This is a genomic window from Aeromonas sp. QDB34, from assembly GCF_027705405.1.
Lineage (GTDB): Bacteria > Pseudomonadota > Gammaproteobacteria > Enterobacterales > Aeromonadaceae > Aeromonas > Aeromonas hydrophila.
Genome location: NZ_JAPDBT010000010.1, coordinates 146,698 through 170,221, shown reverse-complemented (window position 1 = coordinate 170,221; position 23,524 = coordinate 146,698). Strand labels below are relative to the sequence as shown.

Below are 23,524 nucleotides of genomic sequence, written 5' to 3'. Positions count from 1 at the left end.
CAGGCAGCCTGTCAAGGTATTCGAAGAGTACCGTCAGGCGGCATAGGCGAGTGTCGCACTTCGAAGTTGAATTCGCGTTTCGCCGTATAAAGTCAATAAATACGCGCGCTTTAGCCGGTAGATATTGTCGATTTGCATAAACAGCAAACAACTGCAATGGGGCGGCGGGTAACTCAAGTGCAATTTCGACCAAGCGGCCATCATCAATAAACGCTTGGCAAGAGACCTTGGCCAGAATGGCAAACCCGACCCCGGCTATTGCTGCCTTTAACGCCAGTTCGCCACTATTGACCCGGTAATGTTCATTGACCTGAATGGTGGAAAATTCAGCATCGGGACGAGTGAACTGCCAAGGCATGCCTTTCAGAGCGTTTACCGTGGTGATGCAGGGGAGATCCTTTAGCTGGGCCGTGTGGTTGGGCAGCCCGCACCGCTGAATAAGAGCAGGGGAGCCAACCACGGCACAGGGAATGGTGGTCAGATGGCTGGCGATATAATCGCTGTCATCCAGCTTTCCTCTGTGAATGATGACGGCTATGTCCAGGTCTTCTCTTAATGTCTCAAATCCTGACAGGTTGGTAATACAGCTGATCTTTATTTCGGGATGCTGACAGGCAAAGTCCGCTATCGCGGTACCGAGCAGTCTGGGGCCGGCTTCATTGGGAATACACAGGCGCAGTGGCCCTTTCAGCTGAATCTGCTGTGATGTCAATTCAGCCTCGGTTTGCTCCAGTGATTCCAGCAAGGGTTTTACTCGGGTATAGAGCAGCTGGCCAGCCTGAGTGAGTTTCATGTGCCGAGTACTGCGTTCAATAAGCTGGAGTGACAGTCTCTCCTCCAGCTGAGCAATACTTCTGCTGATATTCGAAGTTGGTATTTCAAGGGTTTTGGATGCGCCGACAAAACTGCCTTGTTCAACTACCGCAATAAATATCCTTGATGAAGTAAAGTCCAGGCCGGTGCGCATCTATTGTCCCTGATATGATAACAGTCTATGCCATTCTAAAGGATAAAAATAGATGATGATAGTGGGTATGCTGTCTGTCTCCAAATATTGAGCATGAACACTATGACATCAGAAAAAAACAAGTCAGGTAATAAACCTTATTCTAACGGTACAGTGATGGATATTGGATGCGTCTGGCTGGCAGCCTTTATCCAATTGGTGAGCGCGCTGGACTTTATGATGTTCATGCCGCTTGGGCCTGATTTATCTCGTGCGCTGGATATCAGTCCAGCCTATATAGGATATTTGGGGGGAGGATATGCACTGGCCGCCGCCTCATCATCTTTATTATGTGCCAGATATATTGATCGATTTGATAGAAAACAGGTGGCATTGCTCTCATTGCTGGGGGTTACCCTGTCCACCTGGGCATGCGCGCTGGCATGGAATATGGAAAGCCTGTTCTTTACCCGTTTGCTGGCCGGCATATTTGCCGGTCCGGCAACGTCGATAGCAATGGCGATCGTCGTGGATGCCACGCCAGTACCACAACGTGGTCGAGCGATGGCGATAGTGATGGGGGCTTTCTCGTTGTCAGCCATTGCCGGTGTGCCCTTGGGATTGGAATTGGCCATGTTGAAAGGGTGGAGCGCACCTTTTTATGTCGTCGGGGGGTTGGGCTTGTGCGTCAGCGTGATGGTATTTATGCGGCTGCCGAATATGACTTCCCACTTGGGGCAACACCAAAAGGTTTTTTCAATCACGGCTATGTTGAAACGAGCCGTGGTGTGGCATGCATTTATGGCAATCGGATTGGCTATTTTCAGCACCTTCCTTATTGTTCCGAACATGGCGGCCTATTTTCAGTTCAATCTCGGCGTGCCTCGCAGCGATATGAGTCAGTACTATGTCATGGGCGGTGTTCTCAGCGTGTTCGCGATGCAGTTGGGTGGCTATTTGATGGACCGTGTTGGTGCAATGCGCATCACGTTGTGGGCAGGGGGATTGATTATTGCCATTGTCTGGGATGGTTTCTTGGGTTCCCCCTTGTTGCCGACCATGATCATTTTTACCTTGTTCATGGTGGTGACATCGACACGGACGATCACGGCTGCTGCTGTTAATAGCCAGGTCGCAGAGCCTGGGGAACGAGCAGGGTTTATGTCATTGCAGAATGTGTTCCAGCATATATTCAGCGGTTCGGCCGCCGTCTTCTCTTCGATGCTGTTGACGGATGTCGATGGTCACTTGGGCAATATGGCTACCCTGGCCTGGCTGGTGATAGCGCTGACGCTGGTGCAACCCATCTTTCTTTATCGGCTGCTTAAACGGTTATGTGTGGTGACCGCTTAGCGTCATGTTTGATGCATGACGAGGCGGCAGGGTCACAGGCTTGATTGGCGAAGCGTGAACAGATGAGCGTGAAAGCCAGTCGCGGCAATATGTTTGGCGATTCCCTTTTGCCCCTCTCTCGTTTGGAGAGGGGCAGCGTGAAGGAAAGTAACCGTTGGGTGCATTAACAGGGGGAAAGGCACCGCTATAAATCAGTTTTCGAAATTCCACTGTATGGGCAGCTCAAGATCGAATATCAGCTGATCTCCGTCGAGATGAAAGGCCACGCTGGTCTGGTGCTGGTCATATTCATCGATCAGCCGGCAGCTCTCGGTGAAGTTGGATTCGTAGCTGAGGCGCGCACTGCCGCCGGTGTGAGCCCCGTCGAGTTCCACCCCCAGTACCCGCAGCGGGTCTTTCTGACTGAGCTTGACCCGACTGTCGCCCACATCCACCAGCCGCGCCAGCAGGGGGAAGAAGTCTTGCTTGTGGGCCTCTATCGCCTGGGCGATGGCCTGTTCCAGCTCGGTAGGGCTGGCAAGGGGGCCATTCAGGGTGTAGCGGGTCTGTATCCTTTCCTGGTTCATAAACTGTTCCTCTCGGGGGTTGCCGGCGGGATTTTCTCTTTTGGCTGCGATGGGGCGCTCAGGTGGGGATGCGACCATTGCGTACCAGGGCCCGGCGGATGTTTTTGCACATCTTGCCGAAGCGGTTGATCTCGTCGAAGGAGGGCGGGATGCCGCGATCGATCTGATATTGCCAGTAGCAGAGATCCGTATCCACCAGCTCCATCAGCTTCTTGGGGCAGCCGATGCAGGTGTTGTCTGGCCCGCACTTGAAGGTATCCGGTTGGTAGAGGGGAAATTCCGCCTTCACGGCGTCGATGATCTGCTGCATTGCGGTAATGCGGTCCGGCTTTCTACTCACTGCTCGTTCCCCGGCTCTGGTATGGGGGAGTCATTATATCCCTGCCAAAAATGGGGCCAATGACGCTTACGGGGTAGTCTGGTCTGATGGCCGCCGGGCAGATAGCATAACACCCGGCTTGCCGGGTGTTATGCTAGGTTACTATATCCAAAGTATTCTATGAAATTCTGTACCAGGCTTGTTTTATTAGAAGGGCAGACCACCATTTACCGGAATGCTGGACCATGCATTGTAGCTACCAGATGGAGATAAATTTCTTACGTCTGCTTGTGCAATAACCAATGCCGGTTCAGTTTGGCCATCAAGGGGCGTTGCTGTTATAACTCCTGCTCCCCACATATTTGTACCTGGAGCTATTTGTTTGGAATCTGTGCACCAGTAAACCGTCTGACGAGAAGTTAATGTTGCTTTTGGAGTGACCGTTGAACCAGTCAAAGGTGGGGATGTGATGTCACCAGTACTGTTGTAGTAACTGATGGACACCTCTACTGAGCCTGAAGATATGTTTACAATGCTAACGCAGCTGTACCAAGTTCCAATAGTTTGCCAATTTGTCGGTTTATATGCCTGCCATCCTGAAAACCAAGCTGTATTGGCCTCTGCATTTATTGATGACATTAGAATAAATAAAATAGATAGTTTTTCGAACATTTTGTACTCCCTACACTATTAGACTGAATAATTTTATCGCTATTCATTCTTCGCAGACTACACACTATCTTATGGACATTAATTGTGTAGTACCTATATAGGGGGGAATGTATATATTCCGGTGTCAGTTTGTTTTTACTATGAGCCCGCTATTTATTACATGATAGTTTTTATGATTTATTGAAGAGCTCCTCATAAATATGAAGAAATCTATGATTCGGTGCCTGTTGGCCATCAACAATATATTTTACATGTTTTAGATAGCACAACGCCCGGCAAGCCGGGCGTTGTGGGGAGGAGCGGTGGGGGCCGTCCTGCAAGGGGGTATGGCCCCTTAGAAGTCGTGATAGAGCGGCCAGCCGAGCAGCGGGTGCTTGAGACCGGCGCGCATCTCGATGTTGTCGAGCTTCTCCGGCGAGGCGTTCTCTTTTTGCAGCAGCTGGTACTGGCGCACAAAGCCAAGGGTGTGCAGCAGGTTCGGCACAAAGCCCGGGCTCAGCTCCTGACGCAGGGCGGCGGCCATGTCGGCGGGCAGCGCATTCAGCATCAGGGCGAGCTGGGCGGCGAGGTAGTCGGTGTCGTACCAGCTCTCGTCGAGCTCAATCTCCCGAGCCAGTTTGCGCTTGAGATCCTGCTTCACCTTGAGCGGGGCGGCGCCACTGCCCTTGCCGCAGAGGATGCGGTAGAGCAGCGCTTCGGCCAGCTTGTCCTCCATGGTGGGGTGGTCGCTCTCGCAGGCGAAGAAGTGCTGGTCGATGAGTTCCATCAGGCGGCTCTTGTTGTGCTCGGTCAGCGCCTTCTCGTACTCCTGCCACCCTTGCCACTCTTCCACGTCCGGCGGGCTCGAGATCTTGTCCAAGAGGCGGGCATCCACGTCACCGTATAGGCTGTTGCCAGCCTGCTTGGGGCTGACGGTGATAAGCATCGACCAGCCCTTCTGGAACGGCTTGATGGGGCCTTCCGGCGCCTGCAGCAGCGCCAGCGCCTTGGCCGGATCCCGCGCCGAGAGCTCCTGCAGGCCGAGGCTCACCACGCCGATGACGTCGTGGGCCGCCTGCTCCAGCAGGTGCATCTTGTACTTGTTGTAGTATTTGTCGGCGAATTTGAGGCTCATCAGCACCGCCTTGCCCTTGATGGCGGCGAGCTGTTGTTCGGTCAAACGTTCATTGTCGCGGCCAAAGCGCAGCACCTGGGTCAGAAAGGGGCCCTGGTTGGCATCGCGAATGACTAACTGCATGAATGGGCTCCTTAATCCAGAAAGCTGAACATGTCGTCGACGTCGCCGTACTCGTCTTCCTCGACCTTGTTCTTCTCTTTGGCCTGCATCACCAGCTCGGCGGCAAACTTGTTGATGATGCCGTCCCAGCTGGAGTGCTCGTTGCGCAGCAGCGCCTTGATGGCTTTCTCCACCTCGGGGGCCAGCTCGCGAATGAGCATCAAGAGGCTGCGCGGGTCATCCAGCGCGTAGTCGTGAACATCCTCGCTCTGCTGGCGCTCGCTGTAGCACAGGGACTCTTCGAGATCTTCCTCTTCGGCGTGGAGCACGTCGCGATAGCCTTCGTCCTCTTCATAGCGATCGCCACGATAGAACTCGATAAAGGGGATGGCGAGGTAGAAGAGACCGGCCGGGTCTTCGGCCACGCACTCGAGGATCTCGCGCTGCTTGGCTTCGCTATCCTGGGTGCGGATCAGGTAGTTGAGGAAGTCGAAGGTGTGCTGCTGCAGCTCGTCGGCGTTGTTCTTGATCGCCTCTTCCCAGTAGAGCGGCTGCTGGCAGACGATGTCGCGGATCCGCTCCGGGGTCATCAGCTCGGAGATGATGGAGGGGAAGGAGATGTCGTGCTGGCCGTTGATCTGGGTCAGGGTAACGATATCAATGTTTTCAATCACTTCTGCCAGCTGGTCGTCAGACATGGTCTTGGCGATCAGCTCGAACTTCTCGCTGGCCTGCTTCGGCTCGATAACGGCCAGCTCTTTGATCTCGATGGCGGTAATTTCAATCAGACTGTTGCTCATGCCTTGCCCCAATTAGAAACGGACTTCGTCGTACATATCCTGCTCGCCCTGGTCGTCGCCATAGCGGTCGCTGCCGCCGTGGTAATCGGCGTCGGCATCTTCCCCGTCTTCCTCTTCTTCATCGCGCAGCTCATAGTCGTCATTGCCGCGCGGCAGCGGGTTGTCGAGCAGGAACAGCACGGCGCAGGCTTCCATCAGCTGATCTTCGCTCTGGGCCCGCACCGCCTTGACCAGCGGCAGGACGGCGTTGCTGAAGCCGACGCTCACCTTGAACTCATCCCAGCTCGGCTGGTCGCCGCTGGCGAGCCACTTGTTCCACTGCGACTTGGCCTTGGGCGGGAACTGCACCCGGCCATAGAGGGCGAGCGGCAGGTATTCGGGCATAAACTCCAGCATGCTCATGTCGGCCAGCAGCAGGGCCTTCATCTGGTCGGTGAACTGCTCGAGCCCCTTGGGGTCGTCCTGATCCCGGTAGGATTCGATGTTTTCACTGGCATCGCTTTGCAGGGCCTTGAGCCGTGCCTGGTCCCATTTATTTTGCATAGTCGCTCTTCTTGCCTGGTGGCTCAGGGGTAGAACTGGTCCCACATCTCCTGCATGGCAGCAGCGGGATCGGTCACGATGACGTTGTTGAAATCCTTGATAAAGGCGGCCCGCTGTTTCGGATCGGACAGCACTTCATAAGCCTGCTTTACCTGGTGCAGCTTGAGGGCTGCCTGCTCTTTCTCTTCTTCGCTCGCCCCGTGCAGCTTGTCGGGGTGGTACTGGTTCGACAGCCGTCGATAGGCTTTTTTGATGTCGTTTTCACTGGCGTTGGACTTGACGCCCAACACCCGGAAGTAGTTGTTCATGACGGATCCTGCCTCACTGGCATCGTGGAATTGACCCTGCGCTGGCCTGGCGGCGGGGCTCTTGGCAAACCAGGCTCGGCAAAAACCCGACATTTTAACGCAAACAGGCCGCCATCGCCATGGATAGGAAGCGAACAGATGGGCGTGCGGGTAGCGTCGTGCGGGGCCTCGTCAGGGGGAGGTTTGGGGCCGTTTGTGACTATTTTGTCAGTTCTATGGTGACCCATGTGTGACAGGGGTTGAAAAAACGCCCGGACTGTCCGGGCGTCGAGGTCAGGGATCAGCGCAGGCTGGCCCACAGCAGACGGGCCTTGAGCCCGAGCCATGAGCTCCAGCCGGTGGTGCTGCTCACCAGCTTCCCATCCTTGATGATGAGGAAGGTGGGGGTGACCCCCACCTGCCAGCGAGCGGCCAGCGCCCCCCGCTCATCGTTGTGGGTGGGAAAGGCGAGCCCCTTCTTCGCCATCCCGGCGCGCAACTGGTCATCGCTGCCGGAGCGCAGCGCCACCGTCAGCACGTTTTCACCCTGCTGCCAGAGCTGCTCCACCGTGGGGGTGGTGAAGCGGCAGACGCCACACCAGCTGGCCCAGTAGTAGACCAGCAGCGGCTTGCCGCGGCTCTGCTCGGCCAGGCTGGTGACGGTGCCATCCTGCAGGGTGAAGGGTGCCTCCATGGCCCCTGCCGGCAGGGTGGGGCTGCGCCACAGATCGAGCAGGGTGGAGATGACCAGCGCCATCAGCAGCAGCCAGAGCGCCTCCTTGCCCCAGCGGCGCCAGCGGGGTGCCTTTACGACTGCATCCTCCGCCATGGTTTAGCTCCGCTTGGCCAGCTCGGCCTTCACCAGCTGCTCCAGCTCGTCATAGGGCAGGGCGCCCGGCACCAGCTGGTTGCCGATCAGCGTTGCTGGGGTGCCCTGCACGCCAAGAAGAGTGCCGATGCGCAGTCGGTGTGGCCGCAGCTCCATCAATGGCCTCCTCATGCCCGCTTGGCCAGCTCGGCCTTCACCAGCTGCTCCAGCTCGGCATAGGGCACGGCGCCCGGTACCAGCTGGTTGCCGATCAGGGTCGCCGGAGTGCCCTGCACCCCCAGGATCGTGCCGATGCGCAGGCTGTTGCGCAGCTCCTCGGTGGCCTTGGCATCGGGCTTGAGGGCGGTGTTGCCGGTGGCCGCCAGCGCCTTGTTGATGTCCGCCTCGGTCAGCATCCCCTGCTTGCTCATCAGCTTGTCGTGCAGGGCGAGGAAGCGGGCCGGCTCCTGCTGCCACAGGGTCAGGCTGTACTGGGCCGCCTTGGCGGAGCTCTGTCCCTTGAACGGCAGCAGCTTGATCACCAGCCCCAGATCGTCGGGATAGGCCTTGAGCAGCTTGGTCAGCTGGGGGTCGAACTGCTTGCAGTAGGGGCAGTTGTAGTCGGTGAACAGCACCAGGGTCAGCTTGGGATCCTTGGCGCCAAGGCGCGGGCTGGTGGCGCTGTTGAACAGCACGTCCTGATTGCCCTTGATGAAGTCGCCGAGCTGGGCCTCCTGGGCGGCGGCGTTCTGCTTCTCCCAGGATTCGGCCGCCTCGTCGAGGATCTTGGGGTTGGCGACCAGGGTCTCGCGAATGAGCTCCTTGATGCGTGCCTCCTGCTCCGGGGTGAAGGGCGCCGCCTGCAGCAAGGGGGCGCAGAGGGTGCCGGCAACGAGGGCGGTGCAGAGGGTCAGGGGGCGCAGTTTCAGGGTACGCAGGGTCATGGGATTCTCCTTAAAAATGGGGGGCATCGGCCTGGACGAGGCCGGCCTGGTGCAACACGTCGAGCAAGTCGGCCTTGTCCAGCAGGGGCGAGAGGATCTCTCCCTCTGGCAGGCCGGGCCCGTAGATCTGGTTGAAGGGGACGGCGGCCGCGCCGCGCTGGCGCAGGAAGGCGGAGATGGTATCGCTCGGCCGGCTCCAGTCGCCGCGCAGGGCAACCACGTCCGGGGCCGACAGGGCGTTCTGTACCTCGTCACGCAGCAGCACGTTGTACTTGTTGGCCTTGCAGGTGACGCACCAGTCGGCGGTGACGTCGACGAAGACCCGCTTGCGCTGGGCCAGCGCATCGACGATGGCCTGTTCGGAGAGCGGCTGCCAGGCAATGCGATCGACGCTACCCGACCCCTGCGCCGTGAGGGCGCCACCCAGCAACAGGGCGCCGCCGATGAGTGCCGAGAGAGAGAGGGCCAGCGTGAAACCGCGCATGCCATAGCGCCAGAGGATGCCAATCAGCAGCGCCAGCAGCATGGCGGCCATCAGCCAGCCGGTGGCCGTGCTGCCCAGATGGTTGCCAAGCAGGCTCGCCAGCCAGAGGCTGGAGCCCAGCATCATCAGCCCGAGCAGGATGCGCAGTCGCCCCATCCAGCGGCCCGGTTTGGGCAGCCAGAGGGCGAGGCGCGGCAAGGCCGCCACCAGCAGCCAGGGCAGGCTCATGCCAAGGCCGAGCGCCGTGAAGATGAGCCAGAGCTGGCCGAGCGGCGCCGCCAGTGCAAAGGCCACCGCGGTGCCGAGGAAGGGGGCCGAGCAGGGGGTGGCCAGCAGGGTAGCGAAGCTCCCCTGCAGGAAGTGGCCACCGAGACCCTGGCCGCCGCTGGTGGCGAGGCGAGTGTTGAGATTGCTGGGCAGGCGGATTTCGAACAGCCCCAGCAGGTTGGCGCAAAACAGCAGGGTCACCGCCACCATGAAGCCGATGAAACCGGCGCTCTGGAACTGGATCCCCCAGCCGACGGCGCCCTGAGTCGCGCGCAGCAGGCTGCTCATGGCCGCCAGCACCCAGAAGGAGGCAATGATCCCGGCACTGGCGGCGAGGAACTGCTTGCGCACCTGTCGCTGTTCGCTCTCCTGCTGCTGCAGCACGGTGCCCAGTTTCAGGGCCAGCACCGGCAGCACGCAGGGCATCAGGTTGAGGATGAGGCCGCCGAGCAGCGCCGCCCCCAGCAGCCAGATGAGAGGCTGGCCTGGGGCCGACAGGGCGAGGGGATCGGCGATGGTGGCGCGGGTCTGCCAGGCCTCATCGCCGTTGCCAAGCAACAGGCTGAGGGATTGGCCGCGCAAGTCAGGGGCATCCCCCTGCCAGCCGTCGCTGACTGGGACCCGGGCGATCAGGGTGTTGCCGCTTACCTCGAGCGCGGGCTTGCCGAACTCGGCCCCTTCCAGCGCATCGATGAAGAGCGCAGGCGCCTGCCACCCCTCTGCCCGCTCGGCGCGCAGCTGCAGCTGGTTGTGCTGGTAGCCGAGCTCGACCCGGGTGTCGGCGGGCAGCGTCTGCGGCAGGGTGCTCATGGTCTGGGCCCAGGCGAAGTCGAAACCGGCCGGCGCCTGCCCATCCACCACCAGGGTGAAGGGGTAGTCGGTCAGGATGCAGACGTTGCTGCAGGTGGAGAGACGCAAGGTGCCCTTGAGCAGCTGCCCGGCGGGGTAGTCGAGGCTCAGGGGGAAGCGCACCTGTTGCTGATAACCCTGAGTGCTGAGCCCGGCCACCTCGAAGGGGCGCGGCGTGGGCCAGTGCCACTGGAAGTCGCCGACCGGCTGATCCCACAGGATCTGGGGCGCTATGCCCCCTTCCCCCGGGCTGCGCCAGTAGGTTTTCCAGCCGGACTCGAGGGCCACCTCGAGCAGGATGCGGGTGTGGTCAGGGGCGCTGCGGTCGGCTTGCAGCCGGACCTTGGCGTGATCGTTTTGGGGGCTGGTGAGCCAGCCCGTATCGCTGGCCAATCCGCTGGATTGCCACAGCAGGCAGCCCAGCAGCAGGCTCGCCTTGAAGAGAGTTGACATAAATGTTGTCTCGCAAAAAATGAATGACAGCAGGCTGAAAAAGCGCGGCTGAACTCATTCCCGCCAGACACAGAGGGTGAGGTGAAGTCGTCGTTCGGGGGGCGACACGGCCCGTGGCGGCGGCAGTGGCGGCGTGTAGCGCCAGAGCGGGGCCAGCAGCGCGATGAGCAGGGCCACCGCAAAGAACAGCTGCTCGAGGCAGAGCAGGGTGGTGGCGCTCAGCCACTTGCCGTTGAGCTGGCAGCTGCTGGGCTGCACATTGGCGGGCGTGCCCTTGTCGGCCTGGTCGTCGGCCGTGACGAAGGAGGGCAGGGCCTGACAGCTGAGAGCGTGATCGAGCAGGGCCAGCCGGGCCAGCGGCTGGGCAGCGCAATTGAGCACCAGCAGGCAGACCAGCAGCAGGAGTTGTTTCGCCACGCGTTGTTGGTGAATCATGCTCGCCCCGTTCATCAAGATGGCCACATCCTAACGGCCAACGCCGGGTGGGGCAAGCCGCCGTCCGTTTTAAGGCAGAGGGGTGGTCGGTTCTGTTTGGCGAACGCTTGTTCGCTAAAAGGGGGACCAGTATACTGCGCCGAGTCAAAATCCGAGGTGTTCGATGCTCAAACTTGCCCGTGTGCTGCTGCTTGGTCTGCTGCTCATCTTCTGGTTCCTGTTCGGTCTGCTGCTTTGCCTGGTGTGTCCGCGCCATCCCAACAACGTCTATGTCTTCGCCCGCATGTACCATGCTGTCTGCCCGCTGATCGGCCTCAAGGTCCGGGTGACGGTGGCCGACGAGGTCAAATCGGTGGGGCCGGCGGTCTACGTCTGCAACCACCAGAGCAACTACGACATCTTCACCGTGACCGGCGCGGTGCAGCCCGGCGTGGTGGCGGTGGGCAAGAAGAGCCTGCTGTGGCTGCCCTTCTTCGGCCTCATCTTCTGGCTCTCCGGCAACGTGCTGATCGACCGCTCCAACCGCTCCCGCGCCATCGGCACCATAGGCCAGGTGGTGGAGCGCATCAAGCATCGCGGCACCTCCATCTGGATGTTCCCGGAGGGGACCCGCTCCAAGGGGCGCGGCCTGCTGCCGTTCAAGGCGGGCGCCTTCCACACCGCGGTACAGGCAGAGGTGCCGGTGGTGCCCATCGTCTGCTCCAGCTACTTCGGCCAGATCGATCTCAACCGCTGGGACAACGGCGAGGTGCTGCTGGAGGTGATGGCCCCGGTCTGCAGCAAGGAGCACGGCGCCGCCGGCATTCGCGATCTCTCCGACAACTGCCGCGCCCGGATGGAGGCCAAGCTGGCCGAACTGGACAGCAAGCTCGGTCATCCCCGGGCCGCCTGAGTACACCGCTGACTGCATGAGGGAGCCGCCGGCTCCCTTTTTTATTGGTGAAAATCACCACTGGATCGGTATTTTTCGCCACCAAGATGATATTGAAAATACCTGATAAAACCTCATCTATATGTAAGTAAAGGAAAAATTATCTTGGCACGGCTCTTGTAATGTCATGGGAAGAGATAGCCATCCCATCAACAAGGAGCCAGACCATGAGCGTATTTAGCCGCCTGACCGACGTGATCAATGCCAACCTGCACAGCCTGCTCGACAAGAGCGAAGAGCCGGAGAAGATGCTGCGGCTGATGATCGAAGAGATGGAGCAGGTCCAGGTCGAGATGAGAACCCAGGCCGCCCGCGTCATTGCCGAACAGAAGCAGCTGGAGCGCCATCAGCAGGCGTTGCAACACCAGATCCTGGAGTGGGCGGCCAAGGCCGAACTCGCCATCCAGAAGGGGCGCGAGGACCTGGCCCGGGCCGCGCTGACCGAGAAGCTGGCCGAGGTCAAAAAATGCGAACAGCTGGAGCAGGACAAGGCGCGGATCGCCGAGGTGCTGGCCCAGCTCACCGCCGACAGCGAGCGGCTGGCCTCCAAGCTGACCGAGGCGCGCGAGAAGCAGAAGCTGCTGACCCTGCGCGAGCAGACCGCCCACAGCCGGCTGCGGGCCCGTGCCCAGGTAGACAACCAGCGCATGCACGAGCTGATGGCCCGTTTTGACGGCTTTCAGGGCCGGGTCGATCAGCTGGAAGCCCAGCTGGAGGCGGCAACCCTGGGGCAGAACCCCTCGTTGGAGGCCCAGTTCCGCGAGCTGGAGCTGAATGACGAGATTGAACGGGAGCTGGCCCGCCTCAAGGGTCAAAAGGTGGAGGCATAACCATGGCGCCCTGGCCGAAGGATCTTGCCCATCGCAAGCTGACCGGGGTCTGCGCCGGCATCGCCAACGGGCTGGGGCTCTCCAGGGTGACGGTGCGGGTCGCGGCCCTGATGGCGCTGATCCTGATGCCGCCCCTGGCGCTGGCCGCCTATCTGCTGGCGGTGCTGATCATGCCGCCCCGTCGTGAATTGAAGCGCTGGCTGGATTGACCTCGGGTCACTCAGCCGCATTAACCCAGTGAGGAGCAAAACATGCTGGAATTTATCGTCTTGATGCTGGTACTGGTCGGCATGGCGCTGGCCGGGTTCACCGTGCTGGCCATGTTGCTGGTGAGCGGCGTCTTCGTGCTGTTTGGCGCCTTGGCCGGCATGTTTGCCCTCATCATCAAGCTGGCGCCCTGGTTGCTGGTGCTGCTGGTGGTGTGCTGGTTCATCAGCAGCCGGCGCAAGCAGGCTAATACCTACCGTTGACACTCCCTGTTACCGGATCCTTCCTTGGCCGCTGCGTACCGCGGCCTTTTTTGTGTGCGGGTGTCGGCCAGCCAGGACTGACTGCAGGCGAGCCAGCGCTCCGGCTGGGTGATCAGTTGCTCCTTGAAGGCCTTGCTCTGCTGCTTGAGCCGGTATTCGAGGCGCAGCGCCGCCCCTTTCTCGCCGACGGCCTGCTGCCACGCCAGGGTCAGCGGTCCCTTGCCACGCAGGGCGCGGGACCCCTTGCCGCTCTGATGCTGGCGCAGGCGGCGGACCGGGTCCGTGCTGATCCCGGTATAGAGCAGGCCGCTGGCGGTGCGCACCATGTAGATGAACCAGTGACTGGCGGGCGGACTGGCAGCCGGTTCGGCGCCGGGAGCGGGTTCTCTCATTCGATCTCTCTGTGCCACACTCAAGAGCAGCTCAAGGAGGTGCGATGCGAGCGTGGTGGTGGTTGTGGTGTTTGCTGTCGATATCGGCTCATGGCGAGACGCTGCGTCTCTACGACTATCATCAGCACCCCCCCTTCATGACCGGGGAGCAGACTGGTCTGAGCCGGGATCTGGTCAAGTATCTCAATGAAAAGCTTGGCGGAGAACCCAGGCTGGAACTTTGGCTGGTGAATCGAGCCAGACTGGCACTGGAGATGTCGGACCCCGGCTTCGATGGCCTGGTGGCCTGGGTCAATCCCGCCTGGGTGGGGGATCCCCAGCGCGAGCTCTACCTCTGGACCTTTCCCATCATGCGCGATACCAACGAACTTATCTCCAGCATCGCCAGGCCGGTCATCTATCGCGGGCCCGACTCACTGAAGGGGATGACCTTCGGCGGCATCGAAGGGTATCGCTATCAGGGTATCGACGAGGCGGCGGCCAGGGGCGATCTGATGCGGGTCGATGCCAAGAAGGTCAAGACCAACTTCAGCCTGCTGGTGCGCGGTCGTATCGACGTGACCCTGGTGCCGGGCTCGGCGCTCACCTTCTTCACCCATGACCCGGCCTTCGAGGGCAAGCTGTTCGTCTCGCCCTTTGCCCAGTCCAGCTATACCCGCCACATCCTGTTGCCAAAATCCCGCAGCGCACTGCATAGCCGGCTGAATGACATCGCCGAGCAGATGGACCGGGATCCCAAGTGGCACGCCATCCTGGAATCCTACCGCGGCAGACCCTGAGCGTCGGCGTTGCGGCGCAGATGGCGCCCAAGCTTGTGCAGCGGCAGCAGGCTCACCAGCAGGCCGGCCCAGACGAAGGCAAACCCCACCGATTTCACCGGATCCGGCGTCTCGCCAAACCAGAAGATGGCGAGTAGGAAGGCGAGGCTGGGCTCTATGTACTGCAGCAGACCCACCGTGCTCATACGGGTGCGCATCATGCCGTAACAGAACAGCCCCACCGGCAGCAGGGTGGCTGGGGCGCTGCCCATCAGCAGCAGTCGCTCGGTCCAGTCACCGGCCACGAACTGGCTGGTGCCGCTCACCGCCAGAGCGCCGATGATCAGCAGGGCGACGGGTAACTGCACCAGCGCCTCGAGGTAGAGACTGACGCCGGCGTCATAGTGGACCTTCTTCTTGAGCAGACCGTAGAGGGCGAAGTTGGCCCCCATGATGAGGGAGAACCAGGGCAGCTGGCCGTAAGAAAAGAGCATGTAGGCCAGCCCCGCCAGCGCCAGTGCCACCGCCAGGTGTTTTTGCGGGGTGAGCTTCTCTTTGAGGAACAACACGGCAAACACGATGTTGAACAGCGGCGTCATGAAGAAGGCGAGGCTGGTGGCCAGCACCTGGCCGGTGGTGAGGCACCAGGTGAACATGCACCAGCTGATGGACATGACGGGGCCGGCCAGCAGGATGAGGCCAAGCTGGCGCGGTTGGCTGTGCAGCCGCGCCCAGGGCACCCGGTAGCCGATGAGGAGGAACAGAAGGCCAAGCAGCACCGCCGACCAGAGTACCCGGTGGGAAAGCAGCTCCCACATGTTGACCGCTGGCATGAACTGGTAATAGAGGGGCAGCATGCCCCACAGCACGAATGAGAGGGCCGCGCTGCCGGTGCCCATCCAGTTCTTCATCTCGCTCCGTTTATTAAATTAAACAAATGTGGCTGCATGATAAGTATCTGCTGAATCTTTCACAAGCAGGATCCGGCGGAAAACTCTGCTACTATCGGGCCCATGAACCGACTCGACAGTTTGTTTGAACAGATCCGTGCCTGCCGCCTGTGCGAGGCACACTTGCCGCTCGGGCCCAGACCGGTGATCCGTGGCAGCGAGCGCGCCCGTCTGCTGATCATCGGCCAGGCGCCCGGCACCCGGGTGCATGCCAGCGGCATCCCCTGGGACGATCCCTCCGGCGATCGCCTGCGCCAGTGGCTCGGGGTGAACAAGGCCACCTTTTACGATGAATCCCGTATCGCCATCATGCCGATGGGGCTCTGTTATCCCGGCAAGGGCAAGTCAGGAGATCTGCCGCCGCGCCCCGAATGTGCGCCCACCTGGCACGACAAGGTGCTGATGCTGCTGCCCAACATCGAGCTGACCCTGCTGATCGGCCAGTATGCGCAAGCCTACTACCTGCGGGAGGCGGCGAAAGGGTCGCTGACCGAGACGGTACGCAGCTGGGCTGACTACGGCCCGGCCTGGTTGCCGCTGCCGCACCCGTCACCGCGCAACACCTTCTGGCTCAAGAAGAATCCCTGGTTCGAGCAGGATGTGATCCCCCATCTGCAACAAAGGGTCGCCCCACTGCTGGGGTGACCCTCGCTGGTTAGAGAGCCGGTTCGACCTGCGGTTTGGGCTTGCTGCGGGCCATGGCGATAAGCGGCAGTATGATGCACAGGCACCCCAGCAGCAGCGGCAGTCCCGGCTGCTCATCGAACAGCCACACCCCGATGGCGACCGCCATCAGCAGGCCGGTGTACTCCGCCGAGGCTATTTTGCTCGCCTCCGCCTTGCGATAGGCCACCACGCACAATCCCGCATAGACCATGATCAGCGCCGAAGAGCCGAAGGCGGGCCACCACATCTGCCACTGCCAGTCGCCCCCTTCCCACCAGGCCAGCGCCATGATGAAGGGCATGCTCAACACGTTGGTAAAGAACAGGGTCTGGGCGATGGGCTGCTGGAGCGGGATCCGCTTGATCAGCAGATTGTTGAGCGCCATGGAGAGCGCCACCCCGAGCGCCGCCAGCGCCGCCCAGTTCACCTCGGTGGGGCGCAGCACGATCAGCACCCCGACAAAGCCGATGAAGGCGGTCAGCACCTTCTGGCGCGAGATCGCTTCCCCTGCCAGCCACACCGCCAGCGGTACCATCATCAGCGGCGCCGCATAGAAGAGGGCGTTGGCGGTGGCCAGCGGCAGCCGGGTGAGGGCGATCACCATCAGGCAGACGCCGACCGCCCAGATATGGGCCCGCAGCAGATGCCACTTGAGCGCCACCGGCGGGTTGCGACGCCATGACCAGAGCAGCCAGGGGGCCAGCAGGATGGCGGCGGAGAGCTGGCGGAAGAAGACGAACTGGAACACCGGCTGGTCCGGCTCCAGCACCTTGACCAGCGCGTCGGAAAAGACCGCCACCATATTGCCCAGCACCAGATAAAGGATGCCGATCCCCACTGCATTCATACCACCTCCCATGTTTGATGAGGGAAGGGTAGCCCGCGCGCTGTTATCCAGTAAAATGATAAAAAATTACCATGCATGAGAATTTTGGATAATGAAGCTGCCTCCCTTGCGTGCCGTTCAATACTTCGAAGTGGTTGCCCGCCTGCTCAGCTTTTCTCGCGCCGCGGTTGAGCTCAACGTCAGCCAGAGTGCGGTCAGCCACCAGATCCGCCTGCTGGAGGATTTTCTGGGTGAGCGGTTGCTGCTGCGCCAGGGCCGGCTGCTGTCGCTGACGGCGCAGGGGGAGGTCTATTTCGAGGGGATCTCCGCCGGGCTCGGCCAGATTGCCCAGAGCAGCGAGCAGCTGCGCGGCGGTGGCGAAATGCGGATCCGGCTCGCGGTCTACAGCTCGTTTGCGGTGAAGTGGCTGATCCCGCGCCTGGCGGGGTTGCGCCAGCTCTATCCCGAGCTGGATCTCAGTCTGGAGATGGTGGCGGAGGATCCCGAACTCTCCGATCGGGTGGCGGACTGCTTCATCACCGTCTCCCCCAAGGGACCCGGCTATATGCACGATCTGCTCTATCGGGAACGGCTGATGCCGGTGTGCAGCCGGCGGCTGTGGCAGCAGGTGGAGGGGGAGTGGCCCGCAGCCTTGTGGCAACTGCCGCTGCTCTCCATCCAGGCGATCTACAAGGAGAAGGGGGAGGATTGGCGGCGCTGGGCCGACGTGGGCGGGCTGACGATCGCCCCCGAGGCGAGGATGCACCATTTCAGCCACATTCTGCTGGCACTGGAGGCAGCCAACTGGGATCAGGGGGTGGCGCTCATCAACGACTATATGCTGCAGCCGGAGGATCCCGGTCTGGTGCGACTGCCGTTGCATGCACTGGAGACCGGGGACAACTTCTATTTCGTCTGCAAGCGTTCGCGTGTCCATGAGCCCGCCATCAGCCGGCTGCGCCAGTGGCTCTGGCAGGAGGCGCAAGCGAGCCTGCGCCCTGGCGAGAATGAACCGCTCAGGCGTGTTTGAATAGGCTCGGCACGAGCAGATTGGTGGCGGAGATACACCGAAGGGTCGAGATATGGAGTGGCCTGACAGCAAGGCTCAGGCCACTTAGGTTCAGGCTTTCTTGAACTGGCTCAGGATAAACAGGCTGGTGGCGCAGACCACCACCGAAGGGCCGGCCGGGGTGTCTTGATACCAGGAGAGCAGCAGTCCGCCGAGCACGGCAAGGCAGCCGATGAGAGCGGCAAAGCCGGCCATCTGTTCGGGTGTCCGGCTGAAGCGGCGGGCCGTTGCCGCAGGGATTATCAGCAAGGAGGTGATGATCAGCGCCCCGACGAACTTCATCGCCACCGCGATTACCAGGCCGATCAGCAGCATCAGCACGCAGCGCAGTACATCGACCCTTACCCCTTCCACCCGCGCCAGCTCTTCGGAGATGGTCATGGAGAGCAGGGGATCCCACAGCCGCCACAGGGTGAGCAGCACCAGGGCGCCGCCGCCGTAGATCCAGAGCAAGTCCATCGGTTGTACCGAGAGCAGGTCGCCGAACAGGTAGGCCATCAGATCCACCCGCACGTTGTCCATGAAACTCAAGGTGACCAGACCCAGCGACAGGGCGCTGTGGGCCAGGATGCCGAGCAGGGTGTCGGTGGCCACCTGCTGGTTGCGGCTCATGATCACCAGCAGCATGGCCATGGCGAGGCAGCAGACCACCACCGCCAGGGTGAGATCCACCTGCAGCAGGATGCCGAGCGCGATGCCGAACAGGCAGGCGTGGGAGAGGGTGTCGCCAAAATAGGCCATCTTGCGCCACACCACGAAGCTGCCGAGGGGGCCGGCCAGCAGGGCGATGCCGAGGCCGGCCGCGAGGGCGTATAACAGAAAGCTGTCCACTTGATGATCCTGTCGGGTTCGTTATTGATTGCGGGAGGGCAGGCGAATGACGGGGGCCTGCGGTTCATGATGATGGTGTTCGCCGTCGCAGTGGTGATGGTGGGTGTAGACCGCCAGTACCTCCTGCTCCGGTCGGCCGAACAGGCGGGCAAATTCGGGGTGACGGGCCACGCTCTCCGGTTCGCCGTGACAGCAGACGTGGCGGTTGAGGCAGATCACCTCGTGGGTGCTGGCCATCACCAGGTGCAGATCGTGGGAGACCATCAGCACGGCGCAGTTGAACTCGGCGGCCAGCTGGCTGATGAGGGCGTAGAGCTCGATCTGGCCGTTGATGTCCACCCCTTGCACTGGTTCGTCCAGCACCAGCAGCTCGGGTTTGACCAGCAGGGCGCGGGCCAGCAGCACCCGCTGCATCTCGCCGCCGGAGAGTTTCTGCATCCGGTTGTCCAAGAGATCTTCCGCACCGACCCGGTTCAGTGCCTCCTCGATGGAGAGGCGGCCATTCTTGCCAAGCTGTAGGAAGCGGCGCACCGTCAGCGGCAAGGTAGGATCAAGATAGAGGCGCTGGGGCACATAACCGACCCGCAGGTCACGGCTGCGGGTGATTTGGCCCGAATCCGGCGTGAGCAGGCCCAGTACCAGCTTGCTCAAGGTACTCTTGCCCGCTCCGTTGGGGCCGACCAGGGTCGTGATTTTGCCTTTGTTCAGGGTAAAGGAGACCTTGTCGAGCACGGATCGTCCATCAAATGAAAGACAGACCTCTTTCAGCTCCACCAGTTGGGTCATGACAGCTCCGGGGTTTACAGCCTGTGAGAGTTATAATATAACAATAACGTTGGTTTGTTATATTATCACACACACACTTCCTGACGAGATCTCTATGCGAATTCTTGCCCTGATCACTGCCCTGCTGGCGGTGAGTCTGCCTGTCCGTGCCCTCGAGGTGCTGACCACCATCAAGCCGCTGGGTTTCATCGCGGCCGCCATCACCGACGGCGTGAGCGAGCCCAAGGTGCTGCTGCCGACCGGCGCCTCGCCCCATGATTTCTCCCTGCGCCCCTCCGACATTCGTAGCATCAATGAGGCCGACCTGATGGTCTGGGTCGGTCCCGAGCTGGAAGGCTTCATGGCCAAACCGCTGGCCAAGCATCCCCATGTGTTGACCCTGACCCGGGTCGAAGGGATGCCGCTGTTTGATTACAGCAAGCAGGCCGGTCACGAAGAACACGCCGACGAGGGGCATGAAGGTCATGATCACGACGGTCATGAGGGGCACCATCACGAGGGCGTCGATCCCCACATCTGGCTGGGACCGACCCAGGCGCTGGTCATTGCCAATGCCCTGAGCGAAACCCTGAGTGCTCAGGATCCTGCCAACGCCGAGCGTTATCGCGCCAACCTGCTGGCGTTCAAGGCCAAGGTGGAGGCCAAGGACAAGGTGATTGCCGAGCAGATGAAGGCGGTGAATCAGAAGGGCTACTTCGTGTTTCACGAGGCTTATGGCTACTGGGAGCGCCATTACGGCATGAGCTCCAAGGGCCACTTTACCGTGAGCCCGGAGCGGCGCCCCGGCGCCAAGACCCTGGTGGAGATCCGCAAGGCGCTGGAAGAGAAAAAGGCGAGCTGCATCTATGCCGAGCCGCAATTCTCGCCAGCGGTGATCGAGTCGGTGGCCCGCAATACCGGTGCCAAGGTGCTGCTGCTGGACGAAGTGGGTGAGCAGGTGCCGCTCGGCCCGGATGGCTATCCCCGATTCATGCAGCAACTGGCCGACGCCTTCGCCGAGTGCCGCTGACAGAGCTGCCGAGCTGTGGTGCTCATCGATGGGGTGAGCGCAGCCAACTATACTGACTTCCAGCATCTGACAGGGAGTGTCTTGTATGAAATGGCTGCTCGTTTCCACCTGCACGTTGGCACTATGCTGCGCCAGCGTGCAGGCATCCCGCCTCTCCGAATACATCGCCAGCCCCGAGTTACGGGCAAAATTGCAGGAAGTGTATGGTGGTCGTGCCATTCAGCGGGCCGAGGCATTCTCTCGTCTGCTCACGCCCAGGGCCGGTACCACGGATCAGCAGAAGATCGAGCTGGTGAACAACTACTTCAACAACCTGACCTACAGCGATGATCCCAGGTTGTGGGGAGAAGCGGATTACTGGGCCAATCCGCTGGAGTTTATCGGCGCCCGCGGTGGCGACTGCGAGGATTACAGCATCTCCAAGTACTACACCCTGATGGAGCTGGGGGTGGACGAGAAGAAGCTGCGGCTGGCCTACGTCAAGGCGGTGCGTTACAACCAGTTCCACATGGTGACGCTCTACTTTTCGACCCCCAAGTCGGATCCGCTAGTACTCGACAATATCAACAGCCGGATCCTGCCCGGCAGCAAGCGAACCGACCTTATCCCCGTCTACAGCTTTGATGCCAAAAGCATCTGGATCATGAAGTCCCGCCGTGAAGGGACGCTGGCAGGCAGTGCCGACAGGTTGGCGCAGTGGACGTCGATGAAGACCCGGTTCTCCAGCGAGCAACTGCGCTCCCCCCGCCGCGAGCTATAGCTTGCCCGCGGTTTTCAACTCCTCGAAATATTTGGCCGCGCCCGGATGCTGGTCGATGCTCAGCACCGGGCCGGTCTTATTGCGTGCCTGGTGGAACAGGTTGGCGTAGCCGTAGGTCTGCTCATTGAACTTGGTTTGCTGGGTCAGCATGGCCTTGGTCAGGCGGTAAACATCGGCTTCCGGCGTGCTGGCGGTGGTCACCAGGGTAGCGGCGATGGCAAAGGTCGGCGTCGCCTTGAGGTTGCCCGGGTAGATGCGCGCAGGCACCTGACTGCGCTGGTAATACTTCACCCCCTTGAGCAGTTGATCCCGGGTTGTCCCCTCGATCGGCAGAAAACGCACGGCGCAGCGTTTGGCTGTATCCAGCACGATGCGGTTGGGGTGACCCATCACCAGGCCATAGGCATCGATCTGCTTGCTGCAGAGAGACTCGGCCAGATTGGCCACGCTCTTGAGATCGAGGTCCTGCTCCTTGGCACCCAGCACGTTGAACAGAGCGAGCGCCGTCTGGCGGGTGCCTGAGCTCTTGAGCCCCATGTCGATGGGGGCCAGCTTGAGCTGCTCCAGGCTGGTGATATCGCTGTCGGCCCTTACCACTATGGTGAAGGGTTCGGCGTGGGTGGCGAAGATGGCTCTGAGCTCTGGCTGTGGCTGACTGGAATACGGACCCAGGCCGTGACTGGCCTGGTAAAGCCAGTCCGACTGCACCAGCGCATAGCGGGTCTCGCCACTTTTCAGCTGGCGCAGATTTTCGATGGAGCCCGAGGTCGCCTGCAGCTTGCACTGCAATCCGGCATCGCTCTTGTTGGCCAGCCGGCAGAACTCTTTGGCGATCTGGTGATAGATCCCCTGCTCACCGCCGGTGGCGATGGTCATGGTGTCGGCCAGCAGCGGCAGTGGGCACAGCAGGGCGAGCAACAATCCGGTCTTGTTCATCATGCCTCCTTGCTGGCGTAGCCATCGATGCCCCAGTTGCGCAGAGTATCGATATCCTGAATGTCGCCGGCCTCCGCCAGCAGGGTGTAGCCCGCGCTGTGCAGGCACTGGGCCACCAGATTCCAGTAGAGCGGGGCCTGGGTCGGCTGGCAGCTGATGAAGACAGGGTTGATGGGGTCGAGTTGATTGAAGGTCTCGTTGGTCATCGGGATGGCGCTGAAGGCCATCTCCACGCCCTGTTCCTGCAAGGCGGCCAGCCGCTCCTGGGCAAGGGGCGGCACATGCTCCTGATCCCAGCGCCAGTCGAGGGTCTTGCCTCTGCCCTTGGCCAGCAGGGCAGAAAATTGCGTCCAGTCAGCGTGGCCAAGCAGGCTGAGCGGCAGTTGCAGCCCCTCGACCGTGTGATGCAACCAGAGATCGAGCAGGTGCCGGATCTCGTCCGGTGAGCTGTCCAGCGAGGGGGTGACCTCTGGAATGAGGCGGCTGTAGAGGCGAATGCTGCCCTGGGTCGAGAAGAAATGTTGTTGCAGCAGGCCTTCTCCCGCCTCCGCCAGGGTTTGCAGCGGCTGATTTGATATGGCGACCTGTTTGCTGAGCTGGCTTATCTTGAGCCGCTGTTGCAGCAGATCCCGTTTGCGTTCGGACACCAGCTGGTTGACCGAGGCCACCAGCTCCTTGAGATCCTGCAGCCAGGGGGAGGCAAGATTGCCGCTGAACTGGCGCTTGCGGATCTTCACCAACTGCTGATTGATCTGCTCGAGCGGGCGCAGCAGCCGGTTGCAGACCCAGGAGATCACCAGGGTGAACACCAGCAGACCGGCCAGCAGCGCCGTGCCGGTACGGCTGATGGCATTCCACAGGTGCTGGTAGGCATAACCCGTGTGTCCTTCCAGGGTGAGGGTACCCAGCATGCGCCAGCCATCGGTCAGCTCCTGCTCAATTTTTACCGGCGGCATGTCGATAACAGAGGGAAGCCAGGTCGGCACGTTTTGCTGCGCCGTGTGGAAGACCTTCTGAAACAGCACCTGACCATCGGGATCCAGCAGGGTGACCGCACTGACGAAGCCGCCGTCGAACATGGCGTTGACGATGGTTTCGGCCAGTACCTTGTCATCGTTGAGCAGGGTGCCCTGCAGCACCAGGCCGAGGGCCGTGATGGCGGTTTCCAGATTGGCAGACATCTGATCGAGGATGGACTGGCGTACAGTGGTGACCTCCAGCATGAACAGCAGGATGGCCCCAGCCAGGAACAAGATCAGGATGATTCGATTTAACAGTTTCGCTAACGACATATCCACTCCATGGAAAAGTTATCGCAACATGCTGAAACCTTGGGTCTGATGCGAGCGGACCCGGCTCTTAAAAATA

30 protein-coding genes are annotated in these 23,524 nt (G+C 60.8%); 10 read left to right on the top strand and 20 right to left on the bottom strand.

Annotation, left to right across the window (positions count from 1 at the left end; genetic code table 11):
- A partial coding sequence (locus OKC29_RS15010) for a LysR family transcriptional regulator (RefSeq protein ID WP_270669335.1) occupies positions 1-967 on the bottom strand: 967 nt, incomplete at its 3' end.
- A gap of 87 nt (positions 968-1,054) precedes the next feature.
- On the opposite strand from OKC29_RS15010, the gene OKC29_RS15005 reads away from it, so the two are divergent.
- Positions 1,055-2,299 (top strand): MFS transporter, encoded by a 1,245-nt coding sequence (locus tag OKC29_RS15005; RefSeq protein WP_073351821.1) that lies wholly within the window; start codon positions 1,055-1,057, stop codon positions 2,297-2,299.
- 191 nt (positions 2,300-2,490) lie between these two features.
- Here OKC29_RS15005 and OKC29_RS15000 read toward each other — a convergent pair whose 3' ends face one another.
- From OKC29_RS15000 to OKC29_RS14945, 12 genes are all read right to left on the bottom strand, one after another.
- Positions 2,491-2,865 carry a hypothetical protein gene (locus OKC29_RS15000; RefSeq protein WP_073351819.1) on the bottom strand — a complete coding sequence of 125 codons (375 nt, stop codon included), beginning with the start codon at positions 2,863-2,865 and terminating at the stop codon, positions 2,491-2,493.
- Positions 2,866-2,923: 58 nt separating this feature from the next.
- A complete protein-coding gene (locus OKC29_RS14995) occupies positions 2,924-3,175 on the bottom strand; it encodes a hypothetical protein (protein WP_162275836.1) in 252 nt (83 codons plus the stop codon).
- Positions 3,176-3,391: 216 nt separating this feature from the next.
- On the bottom strand, positions 3,392-3,856 hold the full coding sequence (locus OKC29_RS14990; RefSeq protein ID WP_123785052.1) for a hypothetical protein: 465 nt from the start codon (positions 3,854-3,856) through the stop codon (positions 3,392-3,394).
- Positions 3,857-4,190: 334 nt separating this feature from the next.
- Positions 4,191-5,093, bottom strand: a complete 903-nt coding sequence (gene atcC / locus OKC29_RS14985; protein ID WP_073351816.1) for a cold adaptation protein AtcC — start codon at positions 5,091-5,093, stop codon at positions 4,191-4,193.
- 11 nt (positions 5,094-5,104) lie between these two features.
- Complete coding sequence (gene atcB, locus OKC29_RS14980; protein ID WP_073352597.1) at positions 5,105-5,872, bottom strand: cold adaptation protein AtcB; 768 nt, start codon at positions 5,870-5,872, stop codon at positions 5,105-5,107.
- 12 nt (positions 5,873-5,884) lie between these two features.
- Positions 5,885-6,415 carry a cold adaptation protein AtcA gene (gene atcA, locus OKC29_RS14975; RefSeq protein WP_073351814.1) on the bottom strand — a complete coding sequence of 177 codons (531 nt, stop codon included), beginning with the start codon at positions 6,413-6,415 and terminating at the stop codon, positions 5,885-5,887.
- Positions 6,416-6,438: 23 nt separating this feature from the next.
- Positions 6,439-6,723: a cold adaptation protein ActJcold adaptation protein ActJ gene (gene atcJ, locus OKC29_RS14970; RefSeq protein WP_005305278.1), complete on the bottom strand. Its 285-nt coding sequence runs from the start codon at positions 6,721-6,723 to the stop codon at positions 6,439-6,441.
- 280 nt (positions 6,724-7,003) lie between these two features.
- On the bottom strand, positions 7,004-7,531 hold the full coding sequence (locus OKC29_RS14965; RefSeq protein ID WP_123785051.1) for a protein disulfide oxidoreductase: 528 nt from the start codon (positions 7,529-7,531) through the stop codon (positions 7,004-7,006).
- Positions 7,532-7,534: 3 nt separating this feature from the next.
- Positions 7,535-7,687 (bottom strand): copper resistance protein, encoded by a 153-nt coding sequence (locus tag OKC29_RS14960; protein ID WP_073351811.1) that lies wholly within the window; start codon positions 7,685-7,687, stop codon positions 7,535-7,537.
- A gap of 11 nt (positions 7,688-7,698) precedes the next feature.
- Entirely contained in the window at positions 7,699-8,454 is a 756-nt protein-coding gene (locus OKC29_RS14955) for a DsbA family protein (protein WP_073351810.1), read from the bottom strand.
- A 10-nt stretch (positions 8,455-8,464) separates the two neighbouring features.
- Entirely contained in the window at positions 8,465-10,507 is a 2,043-nt protein-coding gene (locus tag OKC29_RS14950) for a protein-disulfide reductase DsbD family protein (protein WP_073351808.1), read from the bottom strand.
- Between the two features lie 54 nt (positions 10,508-10,561).
- Positions 10,562-10,942, bottom strand: a complete 381-nt coding sequence (locus OKC29_RS14945; RefSeq protein WP_073352593.1) for a hypothetical protein — start codon at positions 10,940-10,942, stop codon at positions 10,562-10,564.
- Positions 10,943-11,105: 163 nt separating this feature from the next.
- Between OKC29_RS14945 and OKC29_RS14940 the strand changes: the two genes are divergently transcribed.
- From OKC29_RS14940 to pspG, 4 genes are all read left to right on the top strand, one after another.
- Complete coding sequence (locus OKC29_RS14940; RefSeq protein WP_073351806.1) at positions 11,106-11,834, top strand: 1-acylglycerol-3-phosphate O-acyltransferase; 729 nt, start codon at positions 11,106-11,108, stop codon at positions 11,832-11,834.
- Between the two features lie 206 nt (positions 11,835-12,040).
- Complete coding sequence (gene pspA, locus OKC29_RS14935) at positions 12,041-12,703, top strand: phage shock protein PspA (protein WP_073351804.1); 663 nt, start codon at positions 12,041-12,043, stop codon at positions 12,701-12,703.
- A gap of 2 nt (positions 12,704-12,705) precedes the next feature.
- Entirely contained in the window at positions 12,706-12,912 is a 207-nt protein-coding gene (locus tag OKC29_RS14930) for a PspC domain-containing protein (RefSeq protein ID WP_024945599.1), read from the top strand.
- 42 nt (positions 12,913-12,954) lie between these two features.
- Positions 12,955-13,173 (top strand): envelope stress response protein PspG, encoded by a 219-nt coding sequence (gene pspG, locus OKC29_RS14925; protein ID WP_010636066.1) that lies wholly within the window; start codon positions 12,955-12,957, stop codon positions 13,171-13,173.
- Here the strand turns inward: pspG and OKC29_RS14920 are convergent.
- Complete coding sequence (locus tag OKC29_RS14920; RefSeq protein ID WP_029304787.1) at positions 13,164-13,565, bottom strand: GIY-YIG nuclease family protein; 402 nt, start codon at positions 13,563-13,565, stop codon at positions 13,164-13,166. The two genes, pspG and OKC29_RS14920, sit on opposite strands and share 10 nt — an antisense overlap.
- Before the next feature lie 44 nt (positions 13,566-13,609).
- Here OKC29_RS14920 and OKC29_RS14915 point away from each other — a divergent pair, with 44 nt between their 5' ends.
- Positions 13,610-14,344, top strand: a complete 735-nt coding sequence (locus tag OKC29_RS14915) for a substrate-binding periplasmic protein (protein ID WP_073351802.1) — start codon at positions 13,610-13,612, stop codon at positions 14,342-14,344.
- Here OKC29_RS14915 and rarD read toward each other — a convergent pair.
- Positions 14,326-15,234 carry an EamA family transporter RarD gene (rarD, locus tag OKC29_RS14910; protein ID WP_073351800.1) on the bottom strand — a complete coding sequence of 303 codons (909 nt, stop codon included), beginning with the start codon at positions 15,232-15,234 and terminating at the stop codon, positions 14,326-14,328. The two genes, OKC29_RS14915 and rarD, sit on opposite strands and share 19 nt — an antisense overlap.
- A gap of 102 nt (positions 15,235-15,336) precedes the next feature.
- On the opposite strand from rarD, the gene OKC29_RS14905 reads away from it, so the two are divergent.
- The gene (locus OKC29_RS14905; protein WP_073351798.1) at positions 15,337-15,918 is read left to right on the top strand and encodes a uracil-DNA glycosylase family protein; all 582 of its coding nucleotides are present in this window, start codon (positions 15,337-15,339) and stop codon (positions 15,916-15,918) included.
- A 10-nt stretch (positions 15,919-15,928) separates the two neighbouring features.
- On the opposite strand, the gene OKC29_RS14900 is transcribed toward OKC29_RS14905, so the two are convergent.
- Complete coding sequence (locus OKC29_RS14900) at positions 15,929-16,786, bottom strand: DMT family transporter (RefSeq protein ID WP_011707447.1); 858 nt, start codon at positions 16,784-16,786, stop codon at positions 15,929-15,931.
- Positions 16,787-16,877: 91 nt separating this feature from the next.
- Between OKC29_RS14900 and OKC29_RS14895 the strand changes: the two genes are divergently transcribed.
- The gene (locus tag OKC29_RS14895; protein WP_011707446.1) at positions 16,878-17,795 is read left to right on the top strand and encodes a LysR substrate-binding domain-containing protein; all 918 of its coding nucleotides are present in this window, start codon (positions 16,878-16,880) and stop codon (positions 17,793-17,795) included.
- A 90-nt stretch (positions 17,796-17,885) separates the two neighbouring features.
- Here OKC29_RS14895 and znuB read toward each other — a convergent pair whose 3' ends face one another.
- Positions 17,886-18,665 carry a zinc ABC transporter permease subunit ZnuB gene (gene znuB, locus OKC29_RS14890; RefSeq protein ID WP_011707445.1) on the bottom strand — a complete coding sequence of 260 codons (780 nt, stop codon included), beginning with the start codon at positions 18,663-18,665 and terminating at the stop codon, positions 17,886-17,888.
- 21 nt (positions 18,666-18,686) lie between these two features.
- Positions 18,687-19,451, bottom strand: a complete 765-nt coding sequence (znuC, locus tag OKC29_RS14885) for a zinc ABC transporter ATP-binding protein ZnuC (RefSeq protein ID WP_017411255.1) — start codon at positions 19,449-19,451, stop codon at positions 18,687-18,689.
- Between the two features lie 94 nt (positions 19,452-19,545).
- On the opposite strand from znuC, the gene znuA reads away from it, so the two are divergent.
- Both znuA and OKC29_RS14875 read left to right on the top strand, forming a co-directional pair.
- Positions 19,546-20,460 carry a zinc ABC transporter substrate-binding protein ZnuA gene (gene znuA, locus OKC29_RS14880; RefSeq protein WP_073351796.1) on the top strand — a complete coding sequence of 305 codons (915 nt, stop codon included), beginning with the start codon at positions 19,546-19,548 and terminating at the stop codon, positions 20,458-20,460.
- An 85-nt stretch (positions 20,461-20,545) separates the two neighbouring features.
- The gene (locus OKC29_RS14875) at positions 20,546-21,220 is read left to right on the top strand and encodes a transglutaminase-like cysteine peptidase (protein ID WP_011707442.1); all 675 of its coding nucleotides are present in this window, start codon (positions 20,546-20,548) and stop codon (positions 21,218-21,220) included.
- On the opposite strand, the gene OKC29_RS14870 is transcribed toward OKC29_RS14875, so the two are convergent.
- Both OKC29_RS14870 and OKC29_RS14865 read right to left on the bottom strand, forming a co-directional pair.
- Positions 21,215-22,156, bottom strand: a complete 942-nt coding sequence (locus OKC29_RS14870) for a TAXI family TRAP transporter solute-binding subunit (protein WP_073351794.1) — start codon at positions 22,154-22,156, stop codon at positions 21,215-21,217. The two genes, OKC29_RS14875 and OKC29_RS14870, sit on opposite strands and share 6 nt — an antisense overlap.
- Positions 22,156-23,448 carry a LapD/MoxY N-terminal periplasmic domain-containing protein gene (locus OKC29_RS14865; protein ID WP_045525526.1) on the bottom strand — a complete coding sequence of 431 codons (1,293 nt, stop codon included), beginning with the start codon at positions 23,446-23,448 and terminating at the stop codon, positions 22,156-22,158. Before OKC29_RS14865 ends, OKC29_RS14870 begins: the two co-directional genes overlap by 1 nt.
- Positions 23,449-23,524: the final 76 nt, after the last annotated feature.